Annotated in this window: 17 protein-coding genes; 5 read left to right on the top strand and 12 right to left on the bottom strand. The window is 64.3% G+C overall.

Going from position 1 to position 19546, the window contains the following annotated elements; genetic code table 11:
* Positions 1-103 precede the first annotated feature (103 nt).
* From FJ977_RS11645 to FJ977_RS11635, 3 genes are all read right to left on the bottom strand, one after another.
* Entirely contained in the window at positions 104-1159 is a 1056-nt protein-coding gene (locus FJ977_RS11645) for a succinylglutamate desuccinylase/aspartoacylase family protein (protein WP_140771530.1), read from the bottom strand.
* A gap of 112 nt (positions 1160-1271) precedes the next feature.
* Positions 1272-2447 (bottom strand): MFS transporter, encoded by a 1176-nt coding sequence (locus FJ977_RS11640; RefSeq protein WP_140771528.1) that lies wholly within the window; start codon positions 2445-2447, stop codon positions 1272-1274.
* Positions 2448-2612: 165 nt separating this feature from the next.
* Positions 2613-4976, bottom strand: coding sequence for a membrane-bound PQQ-dependent dehydrogenase, glucose/quinate/shikimate family (locus tag FJ977_RS11635; protein WP_140771526.1), 2364 nt, complete (start codon positions 4974-4976; stop codon positions 2613-2615).
* 173 nt (positions 4977-5149) lie between these two features.
* Here FJ977_RS11635 and FJ977_RS11630 point away from each other — a divergent pair, with 173 nt between their 5' ends.
* Complete coding sequence (locus tag FJ977_RS11630; RefSeq protein ID WP_140771524.1) at positions 5150-5599, top strand: MarR family transcriptional regulator; 450 nt, start codon at positions 5150-5152, stop codon at positions 5597-5599.
* Positions 5600-5602: 3 nt separating this feature from the next.
* Here the strand turns inward: FJ977_RS11630 and FJ977_RS11625 are convergent, their stop codons facing one another.
* Positions 5603-6979: an FAD-containing oxidoreductase gene (locus tag FJ977_RS11625; RefSeq protein ID WP_140771522.1), complete on the bottom strand. Its 1377-nt coding sequence runs from the start codon at positions 6977-6979 to the stop codon at positions 5603-5605.
* The gene (locus tag FJ977_RS11620; RefSeq protein WP_140771520.1) at positions 6976-7437 is read right to left on the bottom strand and encodes a DUF4126 domain-containing protein; all 462 of its coding nucleotides are present in this window, start codon (positions 7435-7437) and stop codon (positions 6976-6978) included. Before FJ977_RS11620 ends, FJ977_RS11625 begins: the two co-directional genes overlap by 4 nt.
* Before the next feature lie 140 nt (positions 7438-7577).
* Here FJ977_RS11620 and FJ977_RS11615 point away from each other — a divergent pair, with 140 nt between their 5' ends.
* A complete protein-coding gene (locus FJ977_RS11615; RefSeq protein WP_140771518.1) occupies positions 7578-8135 on the top strand; it encodes a sugar O-acetyltransferase in 558 nt (185 codons plus the stop codon).
* Between the two features lie 2 nt (positions 8136-8137).
* Here FJ977_RS11615 and FJ977_RS11610 read toward each other — a convergent pair whose 3' ends face one another.
* Together FJ977_RS11610 and FJ977_RS11605 are read right to left on the bottom strand one after the other, a co-directional pair.
* On the bottom strand, positions 8138-9469 hold the full coding sequence (locus tag FJ977_RS11610; RefSeq protein ID WP_140771516.1) for an ATP-binding protein: 1332 nt from the start codon (positions 9467-9469) through the stop codon (positions 8138-8140).
* Entirely contained in the window at positions 9466-10125 is a 660-nt protein-coding gene (locus tag FJ977_RS11605; RefSeq protein ID WP_140771514.1) for a response regulator transcription factor, read from the bottom strand. The genes FJ977_RS11610 and FJ977_RS11605 overlap by 4 nt, the downstream gene beginning before the upstream one ends.
* Before the next feature lie 168 nt (positions 10126-10293).
* On the opposite strand from FJ977_RS11605, the gene FJ977_RS11600 reads away from it, so the two are divergent.
* Complete coding sequence (locus tag FJ977_RS11600) at positions 10294-10560, top strand: PepSY domain-containing protein (protein ID WP_140771512.1); 267 nt, start codon at positions 10294-10296, stop codon at positions 10558-10560.
* A 5-nt stretch (positions 10561-10565) separates the two neighbouring features.
* Positions 10566-11126 carry a cytochrome b/b6 domain-containing protein gene (locus FJ977_RS11595; protein WP_140771510.1) on the top strand — a complete coding sequence of 187 codons (561 nt, stop codon included), beginning with the start codon at positions 10566-10568 and terminating at the stop codon, positions 11124-11126.
* Positions 11127-11178: 52 nt separating this feature from the next.
* On the opposite strand, the gene FJ977_RS11590 is transcribed toward FJ977_RS11595, so the two are convergent.
* Positions 11179-12174 (bottom strand): helix-turn-helix domain-containing protein, encoded by a 996-nt coding sequence (locus tag FJ977_RS11590; protein ID WP_140771508.1) that lies wholly within the window; start codon positions 12172-12174, stop codon positions 11179-11181.
* A gap of 125 nt (positions 12175-12299) precedes the next feature.
* Here FJ977_RS11590 and FJ977_RS11585 point away from each other — a divergent pair, with 125 nt between their 5' ends.
* Entirely contained in the window at positions 12300-12944 is a 645-nt protein-coding gene (locus tag FJ977_RS11585) for a cysteine hydrolase family protein (RefSeq protein WP_140771506.1), read from the top strand.
* Positions 12945-13011: 67 nt separating this feature from the next.
* Here FJ977_RS11585 and FJ977_RS11580 read toward each other — a convergent pair whose 3' ends face one another.
* The 4 genes from FJ977_RS11580 to FJ977_RS11560 all read right to left on the bottom strand — a co-directional run bounded on the left by FJ977_RS11580 (position 13012) and on the right by FJ977_RS11560 (position 19537).
* A complete protein-coding gene (locus tag FJ977_RS11580; RefSeq protein WP_140771504.1) occupies positions 13012-14691 on the bottom strand; it encodes a formate--tetrahydrofolate ligase in 1680 nt (559 codons plus the stop codon).
* Positions 14692-15084: 393 nt separating this feature from the next.
* Positions 15085-16209, bottom strand: a complete 1125-nt coding sequence (locus FJ977_RS11570; protein WP_140771502.1) for a DUF2333 family protein — start codon at positions 16207-16209, stop codon at positions 15085-15087.
* A 103-nt stretch (positions 16210-16312) separates the two neighbouring features.
* The gene (locus tag FJ977_RS11565) at positions 16313-17617 is read right to left on the bottom strand and encodes a DUF6638 family protein (RefSeq protein WP_140771501.1); all 1305 of its coding nucleotides are present in this window, start codon (positions 17615-17617) and stop codon (positions 16313-16315) included.
* 9 nt (positions 17618-17626) lie between these two features.
* On the bottom strand, positions 17627-19537 hold the full coding sequence (locus FJ977_RS11560; RefSeq protein WP_140771499.1) for an ATP-binding protein: 1911 nt from the start codon (positions 19535-19537) through the stop codon (positions 17627-17629).
* Between the last annotated feature and the right edge of the window lie 9 nt (positions 19538-19546).

Here is a 19546-nt window from a genome sequence, read left to right as displayed (position 1 = left end):
CCTTGCTCCGCCCGTGGATGACGAAGCGATGAGCGTTTTCCGCTAATCACCGAGGCAGGTGCCTTCGACGCAAGCGTTCGTAAAGGCTCCTGTGTCGAAGAGCTCAATCCTCCAGCGTACCCGACCTTGCGTCGGCGCTCTTCCTGTCGCCGACCAGCTTCAGAAGGTCCTCGCCGGCGCGGACGATGCGGCGCGAGCGGCGGGTCAGGATGATGCCGTCCTGCGGCGCGAACACTTCCGCGCGGCCATCGGCTTCGCCCGGCGCGTGGACGATGGTGGCGAGGCGCGTGCCCCTGGCGACACGATCGCCGGGCTTCACGTCATAGAGCACAGCACCGGCCCGTGGCGCTGGCATCATGTCGATGTTTTCCAGGGGGGCCACAGTGCCGGTGAAAGGGCCGGGTGCGGGGAGCGCGCTGTCGGCGATCACGCCGCGCGCCACCAGCAGCCGGTAGAGGCCTTCGGCGTCGGTTTTGGCCAGGGCGCCATCGACGTCGATGATGCCGCGATATTCGACCGTGGTCGCGACGCGCCGGTCGAACCTCGCCACATCGGCGGGAACGTTCTGGTACGGCATGATCGAGGCGCCCTCGAAGGTGCCGTCGGTGTCCTCGCTCCACAGCACGACCGCATCGACACCCATGGCGGCGGCGCAATCGGCCATATCAGGCCACAGGCTGGTGTGGACGTAGAGATAGGCAAGTCCCTCGTCATCGCAGTGCAGGTCGAGCACGATGTCGTGGCCCAGCGACAGCTGCACCAGGCGTGACTTCAGCCGCTGGTCGGCGCCGCCAAACGCGGTGTCCGGCAAGAGCTTGGTGTCGGGCGCGGCAAGCAGCGGAAAGCCGCGGTTGAAATTGGTGCGGGTACCCAGATGGAAGCGGCCCTGGTGCTCGCCGAAATGATATTGCGCGCGGCCGATCGGGTTGGCCCACGGCACGATGGTGATGCTGCCCCTGATGCGGCCTTCGGCCTCCGCCTTGTTCAGCGCCGGCATCAGCGCGTCGATGGCGACGACGCCTGGCAGTTCGCCGGCATGGAGTGCCGCCTGCAGATAGGCCGAGGGCGCCGCCTTGTCGCTGCCTGTGAAGTGGAACACCGGGAATTCGTAGGAAACGCCTTCGCTATCACCGGCGATGCGTTCGATCGATTTCTGCATGACTTCCTCCATCAAGAGCAAGAAGACATGCCCATTTGAGGCCATCGATGTCGATTGGTCCAGCAGGCCGCGCTATGGGCGCAAGATTTCTGTCCCTCTTACGAAAGAGACGTTATTCCGCGGCAGCCTGGAGCGGGACGGGCGCGCGACGGTCCAATGCCTGCGACAGCACCGCCACGGTGACAGCCAGCAAGGCGAGCACCGCGCCGACCAGCGGCAGATTGGCGTAGGAAACGCCTGCCGACAGGGCCACGCCGCCAATCCAGGCGCCGCCGGCATTGCCGACATTGAAGGCGCCCTGGTTCAGCGTGGCAGCAAGGTTCGGCCCTTCCGAGGCCGCCTCGACGACGCGGATCTGCAGTGGTGGCACGACGACGAAAATGAGCAAGCCCCACAGGAAGACGATGCCGATGGCCACACTTGCGATGGCGCCGAACTGCATGAAACCGACGAACAGCACCGCCATCAAAAGCAGCGTGCCGATGACGGTCGGCATCAGCTTCCAGTCGGCCAGCCGCCCACCAATGATGTTGCCGATCGTCATGCCGGCGCCGAACAGCAGGAGCACCCAGGTAACGGCCGGGGTGGACAGGCCCGACACGTCGGTTAGATAGGGCTTGATGTAGGTGAACACGGCAAACAGGCTGGCCGAGGCCAGCGAGGCGATCAGCATCGCCAGCCAGACCTGCAACCTGCCTAGCACGCGCAGCTCGCCGCGCAAGCCACCGCCGCTCGGCTCCGCGACATCCGACGGCACCAGCCAGGCGATGGCCGCGACCGAGATCAGACCGATGCCGACAACGGCGATGAATGTGGAGCGCCAGCCGAACGCTTCGCCAAGGGCTGTGCCAGCAGGAACGCCCAGAATGTTCGAAAGCGTCAGGCCGGCGAACATCAGCGCCATGGCGCTGGCGCGCTTGTTGCGCGGCACCAGGCTGGCGGCAACGACCGAGCCGATGCCGAAGAAGGCGCCGTGCCCAAAAGCGGTGAAGACACGCGCCGCCATCAGCGTCCAATAATCAGGCGCGATGGCGCAGAACAGATTGCCGACGACGAATGAAGCCGTCAGCCCGACCAGCACCGGCTTGCGCGGCAGATGCGCGGTGGCCATCGCGACGATCGGCGCGCCGAAGACGACGCCCAGTGCATAGCCCGTGACCAGCAAGCCGGCCGACGGGATCGACACGCGAAGGTCGGCGGCGACCTCCGGCAGCAGGCCCATGATGACGAACTCGGTGGTGCCGATGCAGAAAGACGCAATGGCAAGCGCAAGGATCGGCAAGGGCATGGGGCGTCCAGACTGAATCGGTTCAATTTTGAGTCTGCGCGAGGAGCCGTGCCGGGCGCAATGTATATTGCTGCATTGCAGCGATGCAGAAAGCGTGGAGCAGATTGAAACGAGGCGCCGCAGCGCCTCGTTTGCGATCAGCCTTGGGGAACGAGCCTTTCCCGATCATGGCGCCTTTGGCAAGGCATAGGCGATGATGTAGTCGCCACGATCGGGCGACTGACGCGCGCCGCCCGCCGACACGACGACGAACTGGCGGCCGCTTGCGGGCGAGGTGTAGGTCATCGGCGTCGCCTGCGCGCCGACCGGCAGGCGGCCTTTCCAAAGCTCCTCGCCGGTGGCGACGTCGATGGCGCGCAGATAATAGTCCTGCGTGCCGGCATAGAAGACGAGCCCGCCCGCCGTCGTCACAGGGCCGCCGAGCGACGGCATGCCGATCGGGATCCGCAGGCCGGTCTTCATCTCAAGCGGGCCGGTGTCCTGCAGCGTGCCGGCCGGAACCTGCCAGACGAGTTTTCGCGTGTTCAGGTCGATGGCGCTGATCGTGCCGTAGGGCGGCTGGTGGCAGGGCACGCCGAGCGGCGACATGAAGCCGTTCTTGAGCGCGCCATACGGCGTGCCGAGCTGAGTGCCCAGACCGTCATGCGCCGCCGAGGGGCCATAATTGTCGGCCACCGCGCGCGGCAGCAATTCGACGAATTGCGGCATGCGGATGTCGTTGACGATCAGGTAGCCGTTGGCCTCGTCGATCGAGGCGCTGCCCCAGTTCATGCCGCCATAGTAGCCGGGAAACTGCAGCGAACGCGTCGGGCCCGGCGGTGTGAACTCGCCCTCGTAGCGCAGTTTCTTGAAGCCGATACGGCAATAGAGCTGGTCGAACGGAGTGGCGCCCCACATGCTGGCTTCGGTGAATGGCTTATCGCCGATCGAAGGCATGCCGACCGAATAGGGCTGGGTCGGCGACAGGAAATCCTCCTTGGCGCCGCCATCCTGCGGCACCGGCTTTTCCTGCACCTCGGCGATCGCCTTGCCGTCGCGGCGGTCGAGCATGAAGATCTGGCCGCGCTTGGTGACCTGGATCAGCGCCGGCACCTTTCCGCCCTTGCCGTCGGGCACGTCATAGAGCGCCGGCTGCGAGGGGAGGTCATAGTCCCAGAGGTCATGATGCACGGTCTGGAATTTCCAGCGCTCGCGGCCCGTGGCGATATCGAGCGCGACGACCGAAGCGGTGTAATCCTCCGCCGCCTTGCTGCGCTCGGCGCCGAAGAAGTCGGGCGTGGCGTTGCCGGTCGGCAAATAGACGAGGCCAAGCGCGTCGTCATAGCTCGGCGTCGACCAGACGTTGGGCGTGCCGCGCGTGTAGCTCTGGCCTTCCGGCGGCAGTTTGGTGATCGCCGGATTGCCGAGGTCCCAGGCCCATACCAGCTCGCCTGTCCTGGCGCTGAAGGCCCTGACGGCGCCGGACGGCTCACCGGTCTCGACATTGTCCCAGACCCAGCCGCCGACCATGATCAGGTCGCGCATGACGGTGGGCGCCGAAGTCTGGAAGTAGAAACCGGCCTTCACCTCGCCCATGCCTTGCTTGAGGTCGACGGTGCCGCCCTGGCCGAAATCCGGGCAAGGCTGGCCGGTCCTGGCATCGATCTCGATGAGCCGCGCATCGATGGTGGTCATGACGATGCGCCCGGCACAGACCGCTGGGGTGCCACTGGCCGCGGCATCGGCCGCCGGCTCGTAGTAGCTGACGCCACGGCAGCGCTGCCACAGCGGCGCCGAAGCCTTCGGGTCGAATTTCCAGCGCGGCTCGCCGGTTTCGGCGTTGAGCGCGTTGACGACATTTTTCGAGGAGCAGGTGTAGACCGTGTCGCCGATCTGCAGCGGCGTGTTCTGGTCCTCGGCGCCCTTGACCGGTATGTCGCCGGTGCGGAAGGTCCAGGCGACCTTGAGGTCCTTCACATTGTCCCTGTTGATCTGACCGATCGGCGCATAGCGCGTGCCGGCGGGCGTGCGGCCGTAATGACGCCAATCGGTGCTGGAGGCGGCCGCGGCAAGCGGCGGCGCTTCGCTGGCGGCGACCATGTCGCGGATCACGCCATGCGGCTGGAAGGCGTAGGCGGCAGTGGCGATCAGGCCGAGCATCAGGACACCGGCAACGGCGAACGGGCCGCGCTTGCCGCCGCCGGATGACGGGAACAGCGGCGCCAGCAGGAGGGCGATCACGGCCAGCACCGCCGGCGCGACCAGCCGCGGCACCAGCGGCCAGAAGTTCAGTCCGGCCTCCCACAATGCCCAGGCAATGGTGGCAAGGAAGATGAGGAGGTAGAGCCAGAAGCCTGCGCGCCGGCGCAAGGCGAAGAGGAAACCGGAAACGATGATGCCGGCGCCGGCCAGCGCATAATACCAGGAGCCGCCAAGGCCGATGAGCTGGACGCCGCCATAGAGCAGCGGCAGGCCGATGATCATCAGCACCAGGCCGAAAAGCACGAGCAGCCAGATGCCGCCGGAGCTGTTGGAATCTTGTTTCGACATATCGGTCCTCACGCTTTTCCGGGGGGCGGCGCCTCGCGGTCGCGGCGGCCGAAAAGGGCCGTCAGGGCGATCTTTCGAGTTCGGTCGTCGGCTTCCGGTTCTTGGCGACTGGGGCTTCGCCAGGGAAAAGAATTTTATCGCAACCTAATAAATAGCATGTTATCTTTTTCGCCATGCCCAAGCAAGACCCGGATGGTGCCAGATTTGGCCAACTGGTTATATCAGTCGCAAGACTTTGGCGGCGCGCGGCCGACAAGGCGCTCGACGATTGCGGCCTGTCGCATGCCACCGCCATGCCACTGGTGATGCTGTCGCGGCTGGGTGACAATCGGCGCCAGGGTGTCCTTGCCGATCATCTCGGTTTCGAAGGGCCGTCCCTGGTACGCATCGTCGACCTGCTGGTCGAGGAGGGGCTGGTGACGCGCACCGAGGATGCCGCCGACAGGCGGGCCAAGATCCTGTCGCTCACCCATGCCGGGCGCGGCCGTGTGACCGAGATTGAGCGCCTGCTGGCGGTGCTGCGCGCCGAGCTGCTCAGCGATATCGGTGACGCTGAACTGAGAGGCGCAATGCTCCTGCTCGGCCGGTTGGAGGCGAAGCTGACCGGACCGGAAGCCGAATAGGTTTCAGACCAGCGGCTTCAACTCCTGGGCAATCGTGGGCAGCAGCTCCGAGACGGTGGGGTGGATGTGCACCGCGCGCGCCAGAGTGTCGACGGGTGCCTTGGCGTACATCAGGTCGAGCACGCAATGCACCGCCTCGTCGCCGCCGGGGCCGAGCACCGAACAGCCGAGGATTTCCCTGGTGTCGGCATCGACAAGGATCTTCATGAAGCCTTGCGTCTCGCCCTTTTCGACGGCGCGGCCGACGCGCGTCATCGGCCGCTGGCCGACCAGCGCGCGGCGTCCGGAATTCTTTACGGCTGCCTCGGTCATGCCGCAGCGGCCGAGCGGCGGGTCGATGTAGAGCGCATAGGCCTCGATGCGGTCGCTGACCTTGCGCGGATCGTTGTCGAGCAGATTGGCCGCGACGATCTCGTAGTCGTTGTAGGAGGTGTGGGTAAAGGCGCCCTTGCCGTTGCAGTCGCCCATCGCCCAGATACCGGGCACGCTGGTGCGCAGCTGATCGTCGACGATGACGAAGCCGCGCTTGTCAACCGCGACGCCGGCTTTGTCGAGGCCGAGATCGTCGGTGTTGGGGGTGCGTCCCAGCGCCAGCAGCACATGAGAACCGACGGCCGCCGGCTTGCCGGCCGAGAAGGTCACCGCGATGTCGTCGCCTCGCTTGGCGAAGCCGATGTCGTCGGCGCCGACATGGACCGCGATGCCTTCGTTCTCGAGGATCGACAGGATGGTGGCCGAGACATCCTCGTCCTCGCGGCCGGTCAGGCGCGGGCTCTTCTCGATCACGGTGACGTCCGAGCCGAAACGACGGAACATCTGCGCGAATTCGAGCGAAATGTAGCTGCCGCCGACAACGATGAGGTGGCGCGGCAGGACGTCGAGATCCATCATCGAGGAATTGGTCAGGTAGTCGATGTCGTGGATGCCGGGCAGGTCGGGCACGGACGCGCGGCCGCCCGTGTTGAGGAAGATCTTTTCGGCGCTCAAAAGGTCGTCGCCGACACGCACCGTGTTGGCGGATTCGAAACGCGCATGGCCGCGGTAGAGGGTACAGCCCTTCATGCCGGCGATCCATGTCTCCAGATTGCCGCGGGCGTCGTTGGTGACCTTGTCCTTGCGCGCCTTGATCCGTTGATAATCCACACCGACCGGGCCGCCGAGCGTGACGCCATAGTCAGCGGCACGCCTCGCCAGATGCGCGGCATAGGCGCTGGCAACCATGGTCTTGGTCGGCATGCAGCCCGTGTTGACGCAGGTGCCGCCGACCAGCTTGCGCTCGATCAGCGCCACGCTCATGCCGGCGGCGGACAGGCGGCCCGCCAATGGCGACCCGGCCTGGCCGGCGCCGATGATGATGGCGTCGAAGGTTTTTGCCGTCATACGACCGCCGCCACGATCAGCAGGCCGCCGATGATCGCCACCGCGTCCTCGATGAAGGCGGCGGGCGGATCCTTGCCGAAGGCGGCCGCCAGCCGGCCGCGCGCTTCGGCGCCGCCCAACGTGCCGATGACCGCGCCGATGGCGCCGGCGATCAGGCCGCCTATGGTGGAACCGCCGGTCGCACCGATCACCGCGCCGCTGAAAGCACCAAGCAGGATGCGTGCGCCGAATTGCTGTGGCACCTTGCGGCTTGGCGTCGACGGCAGCTGGTCGGTGACGAGCTCGACGATGGCCAGGATGGTGAAGATGCCGACAGCGGCCCAATGGCTCATGAAGCTGGCCCAGGTGCCGGCAACCGGCAGCCAGCCCAGATACGCGCCCCAGGCGACCGCGGCCGGCGCTGTCATGGCGCGCAGGCCGGCAATGACACCGATCAGAAGTGCAAGAAGCAAGAGCATGATGATCCCCCTCGATCACTGGCCAGGACGGCCTTGAGACTACAGGCTACCATAGGTCCGATATTTGACCAGTACTGGGATTGGCGCTTTTCTGCTGGGCGCACTCATGCTTTTCAAAGACGTCAATGGGAGACCACGCCATGGCTGGAAGCGAGCGCGCGAAGATGGCGGCCGGCGAATGGTACACTTGCCTTGATGACGAGCTGGAGGCGCTGCGCGTCGCGGCGCGCGAAGCGGTGTTCGAGCACAATTGCCTGCCGCCGCGACAGCGTGGCAATCTCGGGCCGGGCCTGAAGGCATTGCTCGGCGGCGTGGGCGAGGGCGCCCGCATCGAGGCGCCGTTCCACTGCGCCTACGGCTTCAACATCGTTCTCGGCGACGGCGTCTTCCTCAATGCCGGCTGCACCATCCTCGACACGGCAAGCGTGCGCATCGGCAAGGGAACGCTGCTTGGCCCCAATGTGCAGATCTATTGCGCCGAGCACCACAAGGAAGCTGCGGGGCGACAGGCGGGGCTTGAGATCGCCAGGCCGGTCGAGATCGGTGCCCATGCCTGGATCGGCGGCAGCGCCATCATCCTTGGCGGCGTCAGCATCGGCGAAGGCGCCATCGTCGGCGCCGGCGCCGTGGTGACGCGTGATGTGCCCGCGAACGAGACGGTGGTCGGCAATCCGGCGCGACCGGTCAAACGCCGTTGACGTTACACCTTGGGAAACCGGATCGTTGCCTCAAAACCATCCTGCCGGCCGGATGCTGGCGAGTTCAGGACCAGCGTCGCATCGATCTGTTGCAGGATCTTGTTGACGATCGCCAATCCGAGGCCTGACCCCTCGGCACGAGTCGCGCCGCGTTCGAACCGTTTGATCAAGCTCTCCGGGGCCGGAACCACCAGGCCTTGGTTGATCACACTGAGCCGGGCGTCCTCGTCGATGCGCACGACAACTTCGCCGCCTTCGGCGCCATGCCGCAAGGCATTCTCGATGAGGTTGCGCAGGACGATGGCCAGCGCATCGGTGTCGATCGCGGCGTATGTCTTGGTCCTCGGCGTTTCAAGGCGAAGGCGGCTCTTGTTCTGGCCGCGCTGCTCGAAGTCTTCGACCACCAGTGCCGCGACCTCGGCAAGATCGGCTGGCTTGCCGGCGACCGCCACTCCGGCATCGGCGCGCGCCAGTTGCATCAGCTTTTCCGACAGGTTGGCGAGGTCGGACAGGGCCCGCTTGATCTGGCGTGGGCGTTTTCGCGAGGCCTCGTCGGGAGCTTCGGCAATCAGGCGCTCCGTCTGGGCCAGCGCGCCGGCGATCGGCGTGCGCAATTCATGCGCGGCATTGGCGGTGAATTCTTTTTCGGCGTCGAGTGCCATGTCGAGGCGCCGCATCAGGCTGTTGACCGACTTGGCAATGGCGGCAAGTTCGGAGGGCAGCTCCTCGGCGTGGATGGGCGCCAGATTGTCGCCGTGGCGGGCGCTGATCTCCCGGCGCAGTGTGGCGATTGGCCTGAGCGAGCGCGCCACGGTCAGCCAAGCGACGATTGCACTCAACGGGATGAGGATGATCATCGGCACCAGGAACCCGGTCGCGGCTTCGAATGTTTCCTCGTTGCGCCGCGTGTCGAGTTCGGCGACCTGAACAAAGACCGTGCCGCTGACCGCGGGCTCGGTGTAGATGCGCCAGCCGGCTTCTTCCGAGAACCCTTGCGTCAACCGGGCGGTCAGCGGCTGGGTTGGAGCACCGTAGGAATGCATCAGGATGCGGCCGGCGCCATCGCGGACCTGATAGACCATGCGGCCGCCGTCATCATCCGGAACGGCCTCCGCCAGCCCGCGCGGTGATTGCGACGTGTCGCGCCCGAAGAGATCGTCGATGACGAGCGGCAGCAGGCGGCGGGCTGCTTCCTGCATCGAGCTGTCCATGGCTTCGTTGATCTCCCGATGCAGGGTGATGCTTCCAGTGGCCGCGGCAATCAGGCCAAGGGCCACCGTGACCAGGATCAGCGAGGCAACGAGGCGACCGGCAAGGCTGTTGAGGACCCTCATGGAGATGCCAAGCGGTAGCCCAGCCCCCTTACGGTCGTGATCGTCTGACGCCCGATCTTCTTGCGCAGGCGGCTGACATAGACTTCTACGGTGTTGCTTTCGATCTCCGCGCCGAAGGCATAGAGTGCGTCCTCGATCTGGTTCTTGCCGACCGTCATGCCGGGCCGGCGCAGGAACTGCTCCAGCACCGCCCATTCGCGGGACGTCAGCATGGCCTCCACGCCATCGACGACAACACGGCGTGATGCCTGGTCGATCTCGACCGGCCCAAGCCGGAGCAAAGGGTTCGGGTTTCCCGCGTAGCGGCGCGCAACCGCTGCCAGGCGTGCGGATAGCTCGCCCAGATCGAACGGCTTGACCAGATAGTCGTCCGCCCCGGAATTCAGCCCCTCTATGCGGTCGGAGAGCTGGTCGCGCGCGGTCAGGATGATGACTGGCGTATCGGTGCCCCCGCGGCGCAGCGTCTTCAGGAATTCGAGGCCCTTGCCGTCGGGGAGATGGAGATCGAGCAGGATGAGTTCATAGGAGACGACATGCAGGTGCTCGCCGGCCTCGCCCAGCGTCGTGCTCCAGTCCACGGCATGGCCATCGGCGGCAACGTGATCGCGCACCGCCTCGCCCAGCACGGGGTCGTCTTCGATCAGCAGGACGCGCACCTTACCTCCGTGTTCACGGCAACACGCCGCCTTCATGCTGCACAAGGCTGACAGGAAGCTGAACGAAAGCCAATCGCCGCTTTTGCACGAGGCGAGGGGCGTTCAGGTGGCTGTCAGGTTCCACAGCCAAGTTCCGCGGCATCGGAATTGGCCGATGGAGAAAACAAGATGAAGACCTTGATCCTGACCGCGCTGGTGATGGCTGTTGCCGGGCCAGCCTTCGCCGCGGACAAATGCGATGTGCCGACCGATCAGTGGCAGCCGCGCGAGGCGCTGCAGAAGAAGCTTGAAAGCGAGGGTTGGAAGGTTCGCAGCATCAAGACGGAGAATGGCTGCTATGAAGCCAAGGCGCTCGACGCCAACGGCAAGAAGCTGGAAGGCGTGTTCAATCCCAAGACGCTCGAGTCGGTCGGCGCCGATTCCGACGACGGTTGATCGCCATGAACGCCACCGTTTCGACACGAGAACAATTGGTCAAGGTCTGGAGCCCCTACGTCCGCCTCTTTCACTGGTCGCTGGTCCTGTGCGTCGCGGTGGCGTGGCTGTCCTCCGGCGAGATCATGAAGGTGCATGAGCTGGCGGGCTACAGCGCGGGCGTTCTGATAGCCTCGCGCTTGATCGCCGGGTTGGCGGGATCGGGATACACGCGCTTCCGTCAGTTCGTTCGCGGGCCGCGCGCGGTGAGTGCTTATCTCGCCGACGTGGCGCAGGGTGATGAGAGGCGCTATCTAGGCCACAACCCTGCCGGCGGCGCCATGGTACTGGCCCTTCTGGCTTGCGTGGCAGGGATCGCGCTGACCGGCTGGATGCAGACCACCGATGCCTGGTGGGGCGTGGCCTGGGTCGAGGGCACGCACAAGATCCTGGGCAATGGCATCCTGGTGCTGATCGGGCTTCATGTCGGCGGCGTGCTGCTGGCCAGCCTGCGTCACCACGAGAATCTGGTTCGCGCCATGGTCACTGGCCGCAAGCGTGCGCCATCGCCGGAAGACGTTGCCTGATCCCGGCGGTTGGAAATGCAAAGGCGCCGTATCGATACGGCGCCTTTGCCGTTCAGGATGAAAGGACGTGCGCCACGCGCGTGTCCTGATCGGCCCGTCTGGAAAACTCCCGCCGGTATTGCGCCGGCGATGTCCTCAGCCTTGCAGCGAAATGCTGGCGCAGCGATGTGGCGCTGCCGAAGCCGGCCTCGAAGGCCACGATATCCATCGATTTCTCCGTGGCTTCCAGCAACCGTTGCGCCAGTTCGATGCGCTGGCTGGTGAGCCAATCGCCAAAACTGGTGCCGATCGATTTCTGGAAGCGGCGGGTAAAGGTGCGCCGGGTGAGGCCGGCCAATTCGGCGACGCTGTCGAGGCTGTGCGTTTCGCCGAGCGTCGTACGCACCGCGTCAAGCGCCTGGGTGAAGCGGTCGGCATTCGCGCTTCTTGCCACGGGGCGTTCGATGAACTGTGCCTGCCCGCCCTGACGGTGCGGTGAGAGCACGACGTGCCGGGCGAGCCGCAGTGCCGCCTCGGCGCCATAGCGGGCGCGCACGATATGCAGGCAGCAGTCCAGCCCGGCCGCGACCCCGGCGGAGGTGACAATGTCCCCGTCATCGACATAGAGCACATCGGCATCGACTGAAATGTCGGGGTGCAGGGCCTGCAACTGGTCCGTATAGGCCCAATGCGTGGTCGCCTTGCGGCCCGACAGCAGGCCGGCCGCGGCGATGGCAAAGGTGCCGAGGCACAGGCCGACGATCAGCGCCCCGCGCCGGTGCGCGCGGCCGAGTGCTTCGTTGATCGGCCTGGCCAGCGGGGCTTCGAGATCCTTCCAGCTCGGAATGATGACGATGTCGGCGTCATCGAGCGCGGAGAGCCCATGCGGGACAAGGATGCTCAGCCCGGCATCCGTCTCGATCATGCCTGCCTCGGCCCCGCAGACGCGGAAGTCGAAGCGCGGCAGGCCGAGCCTGGTGCGGTCCGCGCCGAACACCAGGCAAGGCACGGAGAGATGGAACGGGCTGATGCCGTCGAAGGCAAGCACTGCAATGATCGGGGCGGTCATAGCGTTTCCAGTGTGGGAAGCTGGATTGTCCCAATTCTTTCGAATGATGTCAATCGGGCCACTTTTGGCTGCTCGTCGACCGGTCTATTTTCAGCCCATCGCATTCAAGCCCGAAGGAAAACACCATGTCTGACAGAGCCAACACCACACCGCGCCGCGCACTCGTCGTCGTGGATGTCCAGAACGACTACGATGGCGGCAACCTGGCCATCCAGCATCCGCCGTTCCGCGACAGCGTCGTCAATGTGGCGCGCGCCATGGACGCCGCGGCCGCCGCCGGCGTCAAGGTGGTTGTTATCAAGCAGATGGCGCCCGAGACGTCACCGATCTTCGCCAAGGGCAGCCATGGCGGCGAACTGCATCCGGAGATCGACAGGCGCGGCCGCGACCATTATGTCGAGAAGATGCTGCCCTCGGCCTTCACCGGTACGGACCTCGAGGACTGGCTGCGCGCCAATGCCATCGATACGATCACGGTGGTTGGCTACATGACGCATAATTGCGACCTGTCGACCATTATCCATGCCGTGCATATGGGGTTTGCCGTCGAGTTCCTGTCCGACGCGACCGGCTCGGTTCCCTATGCCAACAGCGCCGGCTATGCCTCGGCGGAGGAGATCCACCGCGTGGTCACGATCATCCTGCAGTCGCGCTTCGCCGCGGTGCTGAAGACCGCCGAATGGGCCGAGTGCCTGAAGACCGGTGCCCTCCCGGAACGCGATACGATCTACGCCTCCAATCAGCGGGCGCTGGCGCGCAACGCCGCGTAGGAATATCCGCAAACACAAAGGGCGCCGCATCGCTGCGGCGCCCTTTGCCATTTGGAATTGAAGGATTTTAGAACAGGCCTTCGATCTGGCCGGCCTCGTTGAGGAATATCTTTTCCGAGGACGGCGCCTTGGGCAGGCCGGGCATGGTCATGACCTCGCCGCAGATGATGACGACGAAGCCCGCACCCGCCGAAAGCCTGACCTCGCGGACCGGCACGGTGTGGCCGGTCGGCGCGCCGCGCAGGTTCGGGTCGGTCGAGAACGAGTACTGGGTCTTGGCCATGCAGACCGGCAGATTGCCGTAGCCGGCCTGCTCCCAGGCGTGCAACTGGTCGCGCACCGACTTGTCGGCGATCGCCTCCGAGCCGCGATAGATGCGCTGGACGATGGTGTTGATTTTCTCGAACAGCGGCATGGCGTCGGGATAGAGCGGCGCGAACTGCGAGGCGCCGGATTCGGCCAGCGCCACCACCTTGTTGGCGAGGTCCTCGATGCCGGCCGAGCCGTGGGCCCAATGCTTGCACAGGATGGCTTCCTCGCCCATCGAGGCGACATAGTCCTTCATCGCCTGGATTTCGGCGTCGGTGTCGGAATAGAAGTGGTTGATGGCAACCACCGCCGGCACGCCGAACTGCCTGATATTCTCGATGTGGCGGCCAAGATTGGCGCAGCCCTTCTTCACCGCCTCGATGTTTTCCTTGCCGAGGTCTTCCTTCTTGACGCCGCCATTCATCTTCATGGCGCGCACGGTGGCGACGATGACGGCTGCCGCCGGCTTGAGGCCCGCCTTGCGGCACTTGATGTCGAAGAATTTCTCAGCGCCAAGGTCGGCGCCGAAACCGGCTTCGGTGACGACATAGTCGGCGAGCTTCAGCGCCGTCGTGGTGGCGACGACCGAGTTGCAGCCATGGGCGATGTTGGCGAACGGGCCGCCATGAACGAAGGCCGGGTTGTTCTCCAGCGTCTGCACCAGATTGGGCTGCATGGCGTCCTTCAGAAGCACGGCCATGGCGCCGTCGGCCTTGAGGTCGCGGGCATAGACCGGCGACTTGTCGCGGCGGTAGGCGACGATGATGTCGCCGAGACGCTTTTCCAGATCCTTCAGGTCGGTGGCAAGGCACAGGATCGCCATGACTTCCGAAGCGACGGTGATGTCGAAGCCGGCCTCGCGCGGAAAACCATTGGCGACGCCGCCGAGCGAGCAGATGATTTCGCGCAGCGCCCGGTCGTTCATGTCCATGACGCGGCGCCACACCACGCGGCGGGTGTCGATGCCGAGCTCATTGCCCCAGTAGATGTGGTTGTCGATCAGCGCCGAAAGCAGATTGTGCGCCGTTGTGATGGCATGGAAGTCGCCGGTGAAATGGAGGTTCATGTCCTCCATCGGCACCACCTGTGCGTAGCCGCCGCCGGCGGCACCGCCCTTGACGCCGAAATTCGGGCCAAGCGAGGCTTCACGGATGCAGACGATCGCCTTCTTGCCGATGCGGTTGAGGCCGTCGCCGAGGCCGACCGTGGTGGTGGTCTTGCCTTCGCCGGCCGGGGTCGGGTTGATGGCGGTGACCAGGATCAGCTTGCCGTCCTTGTTGCCCTTCACCGACTTTATGAACTCGGCCGATATCTTGGCCTTGTCGTGGCCATAGGGCAGCAGGTGCTCGGTCGGGATGCCGATCTTCTGGCCGATCTCCTGGATCTGCTTTTTCTTGGCGGCGCGCGCGATCTCGATGTCGGACTTCACTTCGGCCATGACGGCTTTCCTCTGGATTGGACGGTGGAGGGGACGGGGTTGATCTCTATCGCACGCAGGTTGGAACCGGGAGCGCGGGCATGTTCTAACCCTGTCGCTGCCGTGGCGTCAACTTTCATGCAACTATGTTTCCTATAGAGAAAATTCCTCTGCGGTCGGCCGACCTGCTCTCGGTTCTTTCTGGCTCCGCTTGCCGCGCCGTATAGAAGCCAGAGCAGGGGCGCTTCCGCCGTCTCAAAACAGCCGCACAATGCACGGAATGCGACAGAAGCGACGGCGCAAATTCGCCATCGCCAGACTAAAGCGCTTCGCGCTTCAGCCTTTTGTCTTGCGCATGTCGTTCTCCCGAAACCGGGACCACTTTTGGGCGACATGCATTGCGGCTGGCGAAGGCTACTGCGTCAGCACGTTGCTGATTTCGACCATGTTGGAGCGCACGCGCAGGATGTAGAAGCCCATCGTCGTCAGGTGCGTCGGCAGCAGCCAGCCATCCTCGCGGCCATTGGCGATGATGAAGGGCTGGATGCGCAGGGCCGAGACGAATTGAGCGTCCATCGTGTCCCACAGGCTCTGCAGGTGCTTTTCCTTGAGGACGTCCTCGAAATCGGCCTGGGCGCCCTTCATCAGCCCGTAATAGGCATAGAGCTGGCCGTAGGCGAACCAGTAGCGGTCGTCGGCGCGGGTGTCGAACCAGCCATTGTTGTGGTTCTCGGCGCGCTCCTTCAGGATGGCGGAAGTCGAGCCGATATCCGATGCGATGCGGTCGATATACTGCTTCAGATTGTCGGCGCGGGCATCGAAAGTGGCCTGGCAAGTGGCCAGCCGAGCGTTGAACGAGCGCAGCTTGCGCACGGCGTCACGATAATAGCTCGGCGTCGGCGTCTTCGGACCGAACGGGCTTACGCCGAAATACCAGGTGTATTCGTCGAACTGCAGATTGCCGCGCGCGTCCTGCAGGTCGGCATCGATCTGCGAGGTCGTGCGCACGCGGCCGAGATTGTCGGCAAGCTCGGTCGCCGTGCGTCGCACCGCCTGATTGATGCCACGCTGGAACGAGGCCTTGTTGTCCATCCAGGGCGTGTTGTCCCAGTCGATGCCGAACAGGCCAAGCTTGTAGAGGATCATCGACGAGATCCAGGCATTCTGGTTGACGTTGAAGTCGGTCAGGTCCGCGGCCACCTGGGCAATGCCCGAGTTGCCGCAAGTCTTGGCCGTGTCGGTGCCGGTGCCCGCGGTCACCTGCTCACCGGCGGAAACGTTGCGCTTCTCGAAAGTGTAGGTGTCCGGATAGTTGGGGTTGAAATTGTTCCACCACTGGGTGGCGTAGAAGAAGTTGGCGTAGAGGCCGATCAAGACCAGCAGGGCCAGGCCGACCACCGCCTTGAGGATCCAGCCGCGTTGCGTATACCAGCGTCCGGCCCACATGAAAGGCCACAGGATGACGCCGATCAAAAGGCCGATGCCGCGGCCGATCCATTGGAAAATCCGGGTGAAGAAATTGACGATCGGATCGAGCATGGCTGTGTCACCCCCCAGCATGATGCCAAAAAGTTGCAGACTTTTTGGATAACATCATGCGCCAAAACAATAAGTCAGAACGAAATGACGGGTTCATTTCGTTCTAGTCAGTCAGGCCGTAGAGGCGTGTGCGAAACGCCACCTTGTCCTTCAAATATGTGGTTTTCAGAACGTCCACAACATGCGATCGCCAGGCGTCGCTGAAGCCGTCATAGTCTTTGTAGAAGCCCTGCTTGTTGAAGATGTAGCGCGAGACGAAGTCGGTCGGCACGAAATCCGAGATCAGCCGGTTGGTCAGCCAGGCGTCGGGATGGTCCGGCTTGGCGCGGATCACCAGGAAGCGCTGCTGCGGGAACACATCCTCGATCTTGAGATGGCCAAGCTGGGCGATTTCCCGCTTGGCGGCGTTGAGGAAGGGAAAGTTGCCGTCCCTGGTGATCAGGTCGGCATGGCTCTGGATCCAGGTCTGCAGCCAGACCTTGTCGACATCGGTCAAATTGCGGTTCGGCTCGGCGTCGCGGATCAGTGCACGCACCACCATCTCTGCCCGGTGCTCGAGATAGCCCGACGCCTCGATCCAGGAGGCGCGCGGCAGTTCGATGCGGCCGGTGCTGGCCAGGAACTTGAACACCTTGTCGGCGTCCTTGATCGAGAGATAGCTCACCTGCCACGGCCGCGAGCGGCGGAAGCCCGGCGCGGCAGGATCGCTGATCACCGTCGTCATGTCGGGATCGACGAACACGTAGAGCCCGCCGAAATGGCTGGTCCAGTAGGCATTGTGGCGGAAGATCACCTGGTCGGGCACCAGCGCGTTCTCGCGGATATCGCCGCAGATCTTCGCCAGGTCCACCATGCGCGTCAGCATGGCATTGTCGCGCCAGGCGTCCGGCTCCTGCTTCAGCCGGTCGACCAGCTTGCCGAGTTCGGCGGCCTTGCCCAGCACATCCTCCGCCGACAGCACCTTGAACTCGACCTGGTTGATCGACAGCAAGTCCTCGATGTCGTTGACCTTGGGAACGGAGTCCTCGATCTCGCCGTAGATGACGTCCTTGATGGTCAGCGCGTCGATGGCGCGCTGGTTCTTGGACATGAACTCGAACATCAGCTGCGAGGTGTTGGAGAAGGCGGTGTGCACCACCGGCAGTTCGATCTGCGACGGCGTCAGGATGATGAAGCGGCGATTGACCTCGTTGGGGTCGAGATAATCGTAGTCGCCGCATTCCTCGGCCACTTCGGGCGAGAACCCGGTGCGGTCGATCTGGAAACTCTTGAGCTTGGTCGGCTTGAGGCCGAAGGCGGCAAGCGCCTTGTTGTAGCGCTGGATGAGATGCGGCTCGTCGACGGTGAGCAGCCGGCCGTAGATCAGCTCGTTGTCGCGAAGGAGGTCGGGTTTTTTGGCGGGGGTCATTGCGTACCTTTAGGCATTCCAACTGCCCTTCTTCTTCATCTCCTCCATCTCGCGTGCCGCCCTCTCGCGCAGGCGGGCGTCGCGCAGCAGCTTTTCGACAGCTGCATCATCCGATTTGTCGGAATAGCGGAACTCCGAGTCGGCGTAGCGGTTGATCTCCTGCATGACCATGTCCATCGAGAACGGACCGCGCAGTTCCTCGATCATCGCCTTCTTCTCATCGTAGCCCTTGTGCATGAAGGCTTCAGGCTTTTCGAACCAGTCGTCGGGTAGCTCGATGTCCATGGCGCGCATCTTGATGGCGTCTGTGACGTTCTTGATGGCACGGCCGGTGAAGCGTGGCTCGGCATCCTTGATCAGGTGCAGATAGGTGCCGATGTCGGCCATCGTCTTGGGCGCGCCGTTTTCCTTCATGTAGCGCTCATAGACCTTCATCAGCCCGTCTTCCTGCGGCTTCTCGTGCTCTTCATAAGCCTCGGTAACGGCGCGCTGGATCTCCTGCGCGGCGTAGAGTTCGTGGTCGCCGAGCGGTATCTTGTGGTTCTTGCCGGCGAGCAGCACGAAGATGTCGATATAGTCGTCGCGGGTCTGCGGGCCGTCGACCAGCCAGCGGGCGCCGGCGCGCTGGCGCAGCGCATCATCGACGTTTTCGGGATAGTTGGAGAACATGCCGAACGAGCAATTGCCGCGCACAACTGTAGCCGCGCCGGCGAAGGCGTCCATCAGGACGCCGGTGATCTCCTGCTGGCCGGCCGAGGCGCGGTCGTCGGAGCGGCGTGCCGCCACCTGGTCGATGTCGTCGATGGTGCCGAAGCCGATGACGCGCGGGTTCAAGACATTGTTGATGAACTGCCGGCAGTTCTGGCCTGACTTGCCCTGGTAGGACGAGATCTGGTCGACGCCGAAATTCTCATAGGCGAAGGGATAGCCGGCGACCTGGCAGTAGCCGTTGACGAGGCCGGCGATCATCTGGATCAGCGTCGTCTTGCCGGTGCCGGGCGCGCCGTCGCCGATGAAGGTGAACAGGAAGCCGCCGAGCTCGACGAACGGGTTCAGCTCGCGCTCGAAATCATAGGCCATCAGCATCTTGGCGAGCTTGACCGACTGGTATTTGGCGATGTGGTTGCCGACGACCTCTTCCGGTCTCTTGAAGGTCATCACCAGCGGCTTGGAGCGCTTGCCGGGCGCGACGTCGAAGCCGTCGAGGGTGAAGTCGTCGGCGTCGATGCGGATATGGGCGTTCTCGAACGGGCCTATGCCGTCGAAGCGGCCTTTGCGGGCCAGCAACCCATCGATGGCGACGCGGGCGAAGGCGCGTGTCCGCGTCACCAGGTCGGCATCGTCCTTCGAGCCCGCTATCGCCTTGTCGAGGCCGGCCAGGATCGACTTCACCGCATCCTGCGGCGTGTCGAAGAGAAAATCCGGCTCGGGGATGTCGTTGGGCGCCTCGCCATCGCTGTCGATAAGCTGGAACAGATAGGAGGCGAGGCTGAAGGCCGAGATGTAAGCCGAGGCCGACAGGAGTTTCTTGAAGGCCGACGCCTCGTCGCCCTCGAGCGGGGCGCGGGTGTTTTTCGCCTGCAGGCTTTCGAGGTCCGAGCCTTCGGCGAAAACATCCGATACTGCGAGCGCGATCGCCGTGCCGCGCCGGGCGCGAAACAGAAGCGTGTGCTGCGGGATGGTGAGCAACTGGTCGTCGGGATGGACGGCGCCGACGGTCTTCGACAGCTCGACCTCGCGCGTGCGGCGCACCGAGCCGACCGAGACGGTGGAGACGAAGCGCCGATTGGTGCCGGCCAATGCCGTGCCGGATTCGCGCGAGGGATCCTCCAGCACGACGATGCGGGTGATGAAGCTCTGCGCGGTGGCGCGGTGCTTCTCGATCGCCGCTTCCGGGATGGTGGTCAGGCCGGTGTCCATGAAGGATGC

This window comes from Mesorhizobium sp. B2-1-3A, from assembly GCF_006442655.1.
GTDB lineage: Bacteria > Pseudomonadota > Alphaproteobacteria > Rhizobiales > Rhizobiaceae > Mesorhizobium.
This window is presented reverse-complemented; position numbering and strand designations above follow the sequence as displayed.

What these genes read in the sequence shown, in the direction of transcription:
- FJ977_RS11640 (WP_140771528.1), bottom strand. Translation starts at nt 2,447, where the DNA reads ATGCCCTTGCCGATCCTTGCGCTTGCCATTGCGTCTTTCTGCATCGGC.
- FJ977_RS11585 (WP_140771506.1), top strand. Translation starts at nt 12,300, where the DNA reads ATGTCTGACAGAGCCAACACCACACCGCGCCGCGCACTCGTCGTCGTG.
- FJ977_RS11610 (WP_140771516.1), bottom strand. Translation starts at nt 9,469, where the DNA reads ATGAGGGTCCTCAACAGCCTTGCCGGTCGCCTCGTTGCCTCGCTGATC.
- FJ977_RS11645 (WP_140771530.1), bottom strand. Translation starts at nt 1,159, where the DNA reads ATGCAGAAATCGATCGAACGCATCGCCGGTGATAGCGAAGGCGTTTCC.
- FJ977_RS11590 (WP_140771508.1), bottom strand. Translation starts at nt 12,174, where the DNA reads ATGACCGCCCCGATCATTGCAGTGCTTGCCTTCGACGGCATCAGCCCG.
- FJ977_RS11570 (WP_140771502.1), bottom strand. Translation starts at nt 16,209, where the DNA reads ATGCTCGATCCGATCGTCAATTTCTTCACCCGGATTTTCCAATGGATC.
- FJ977_RS11630 (WP_140771524.1), top strand. Translation starts at nt 5,150, where the DNA reads ATGCCCAAGCAAGACCCGGATGGTGCCAGATTTGGCCAACTGGTTATA.
- FJ977_RS11625 (WP_140771522.1), bottom strand. Translation starts at nt 6,979, where the DNA reads ATGACGGCAAAAACCTTCGACGCCATCATCATCGGCGCCGGCCAGGCC.
- FJ977_RS11635 (WP_140771526.1), bottom strand. Translation starts at nt 4,976, where the DNA reads ATGTCGAAACAAGATTCCAACAGCTCCGGCGGCATCTGGCTGCTCGTG.
- FJ977_RS11620 (WP_140771520.1), bottom strand. Translation starts at nt 7,437, where the DNA reads ATGCTCTTGCTTCTTGCACTTCTGATCGGTGTCATTGCCGGCCTGCGC.
- FJ977_RS11560 (WP_140771499.1), bottom strand. Translation starts at nt 19,537, where the DNA reads ATGGACACCGGCCTGACCACCATCCCGGAAGCGGCGATCGAGAAGCAC.
- FJ977_RS11615 (WP_140771518.1), top strand. Translation starts at nt 7,578, where the DNA reads ATGGCTGGAAGCGAGCGCGCGAAGATGGCGGCCGGCGAATGGTACACT.
- FJ977_RS11565 (WP_140771501.1), bottom strand. Translation starts at nt 17,617, where the DNA reads ATGACCCCCGCCAAAAAACCCGACCTCCTTCGCGACAACGAGCTGATC.
- FJ977_RS11580 (WP_140771504.1), bottom strand. Translation starts at nt 14,691, where the DNA reads ATGGCCGAAGTGAAGTCCGACATCGAGATCGCGCGCGCCGCCAAGAAA.
- FJ977_RS11600 (WP_140771512.1), top strand. Translation starts at nt 10,294, where the DNA reads ATGAAGACCTTGATCCTGACCGCGCTGGTGATGGCTGTTGCCGGGCCA.
- FJ977_RS11595 (WP_140771510.1), top strand. Translation starts at nt 10,566, where the DNA reads ATGAACGCCACCGTTTCGACACGAGAACAATTGGTCAAGGTCTGGAGC.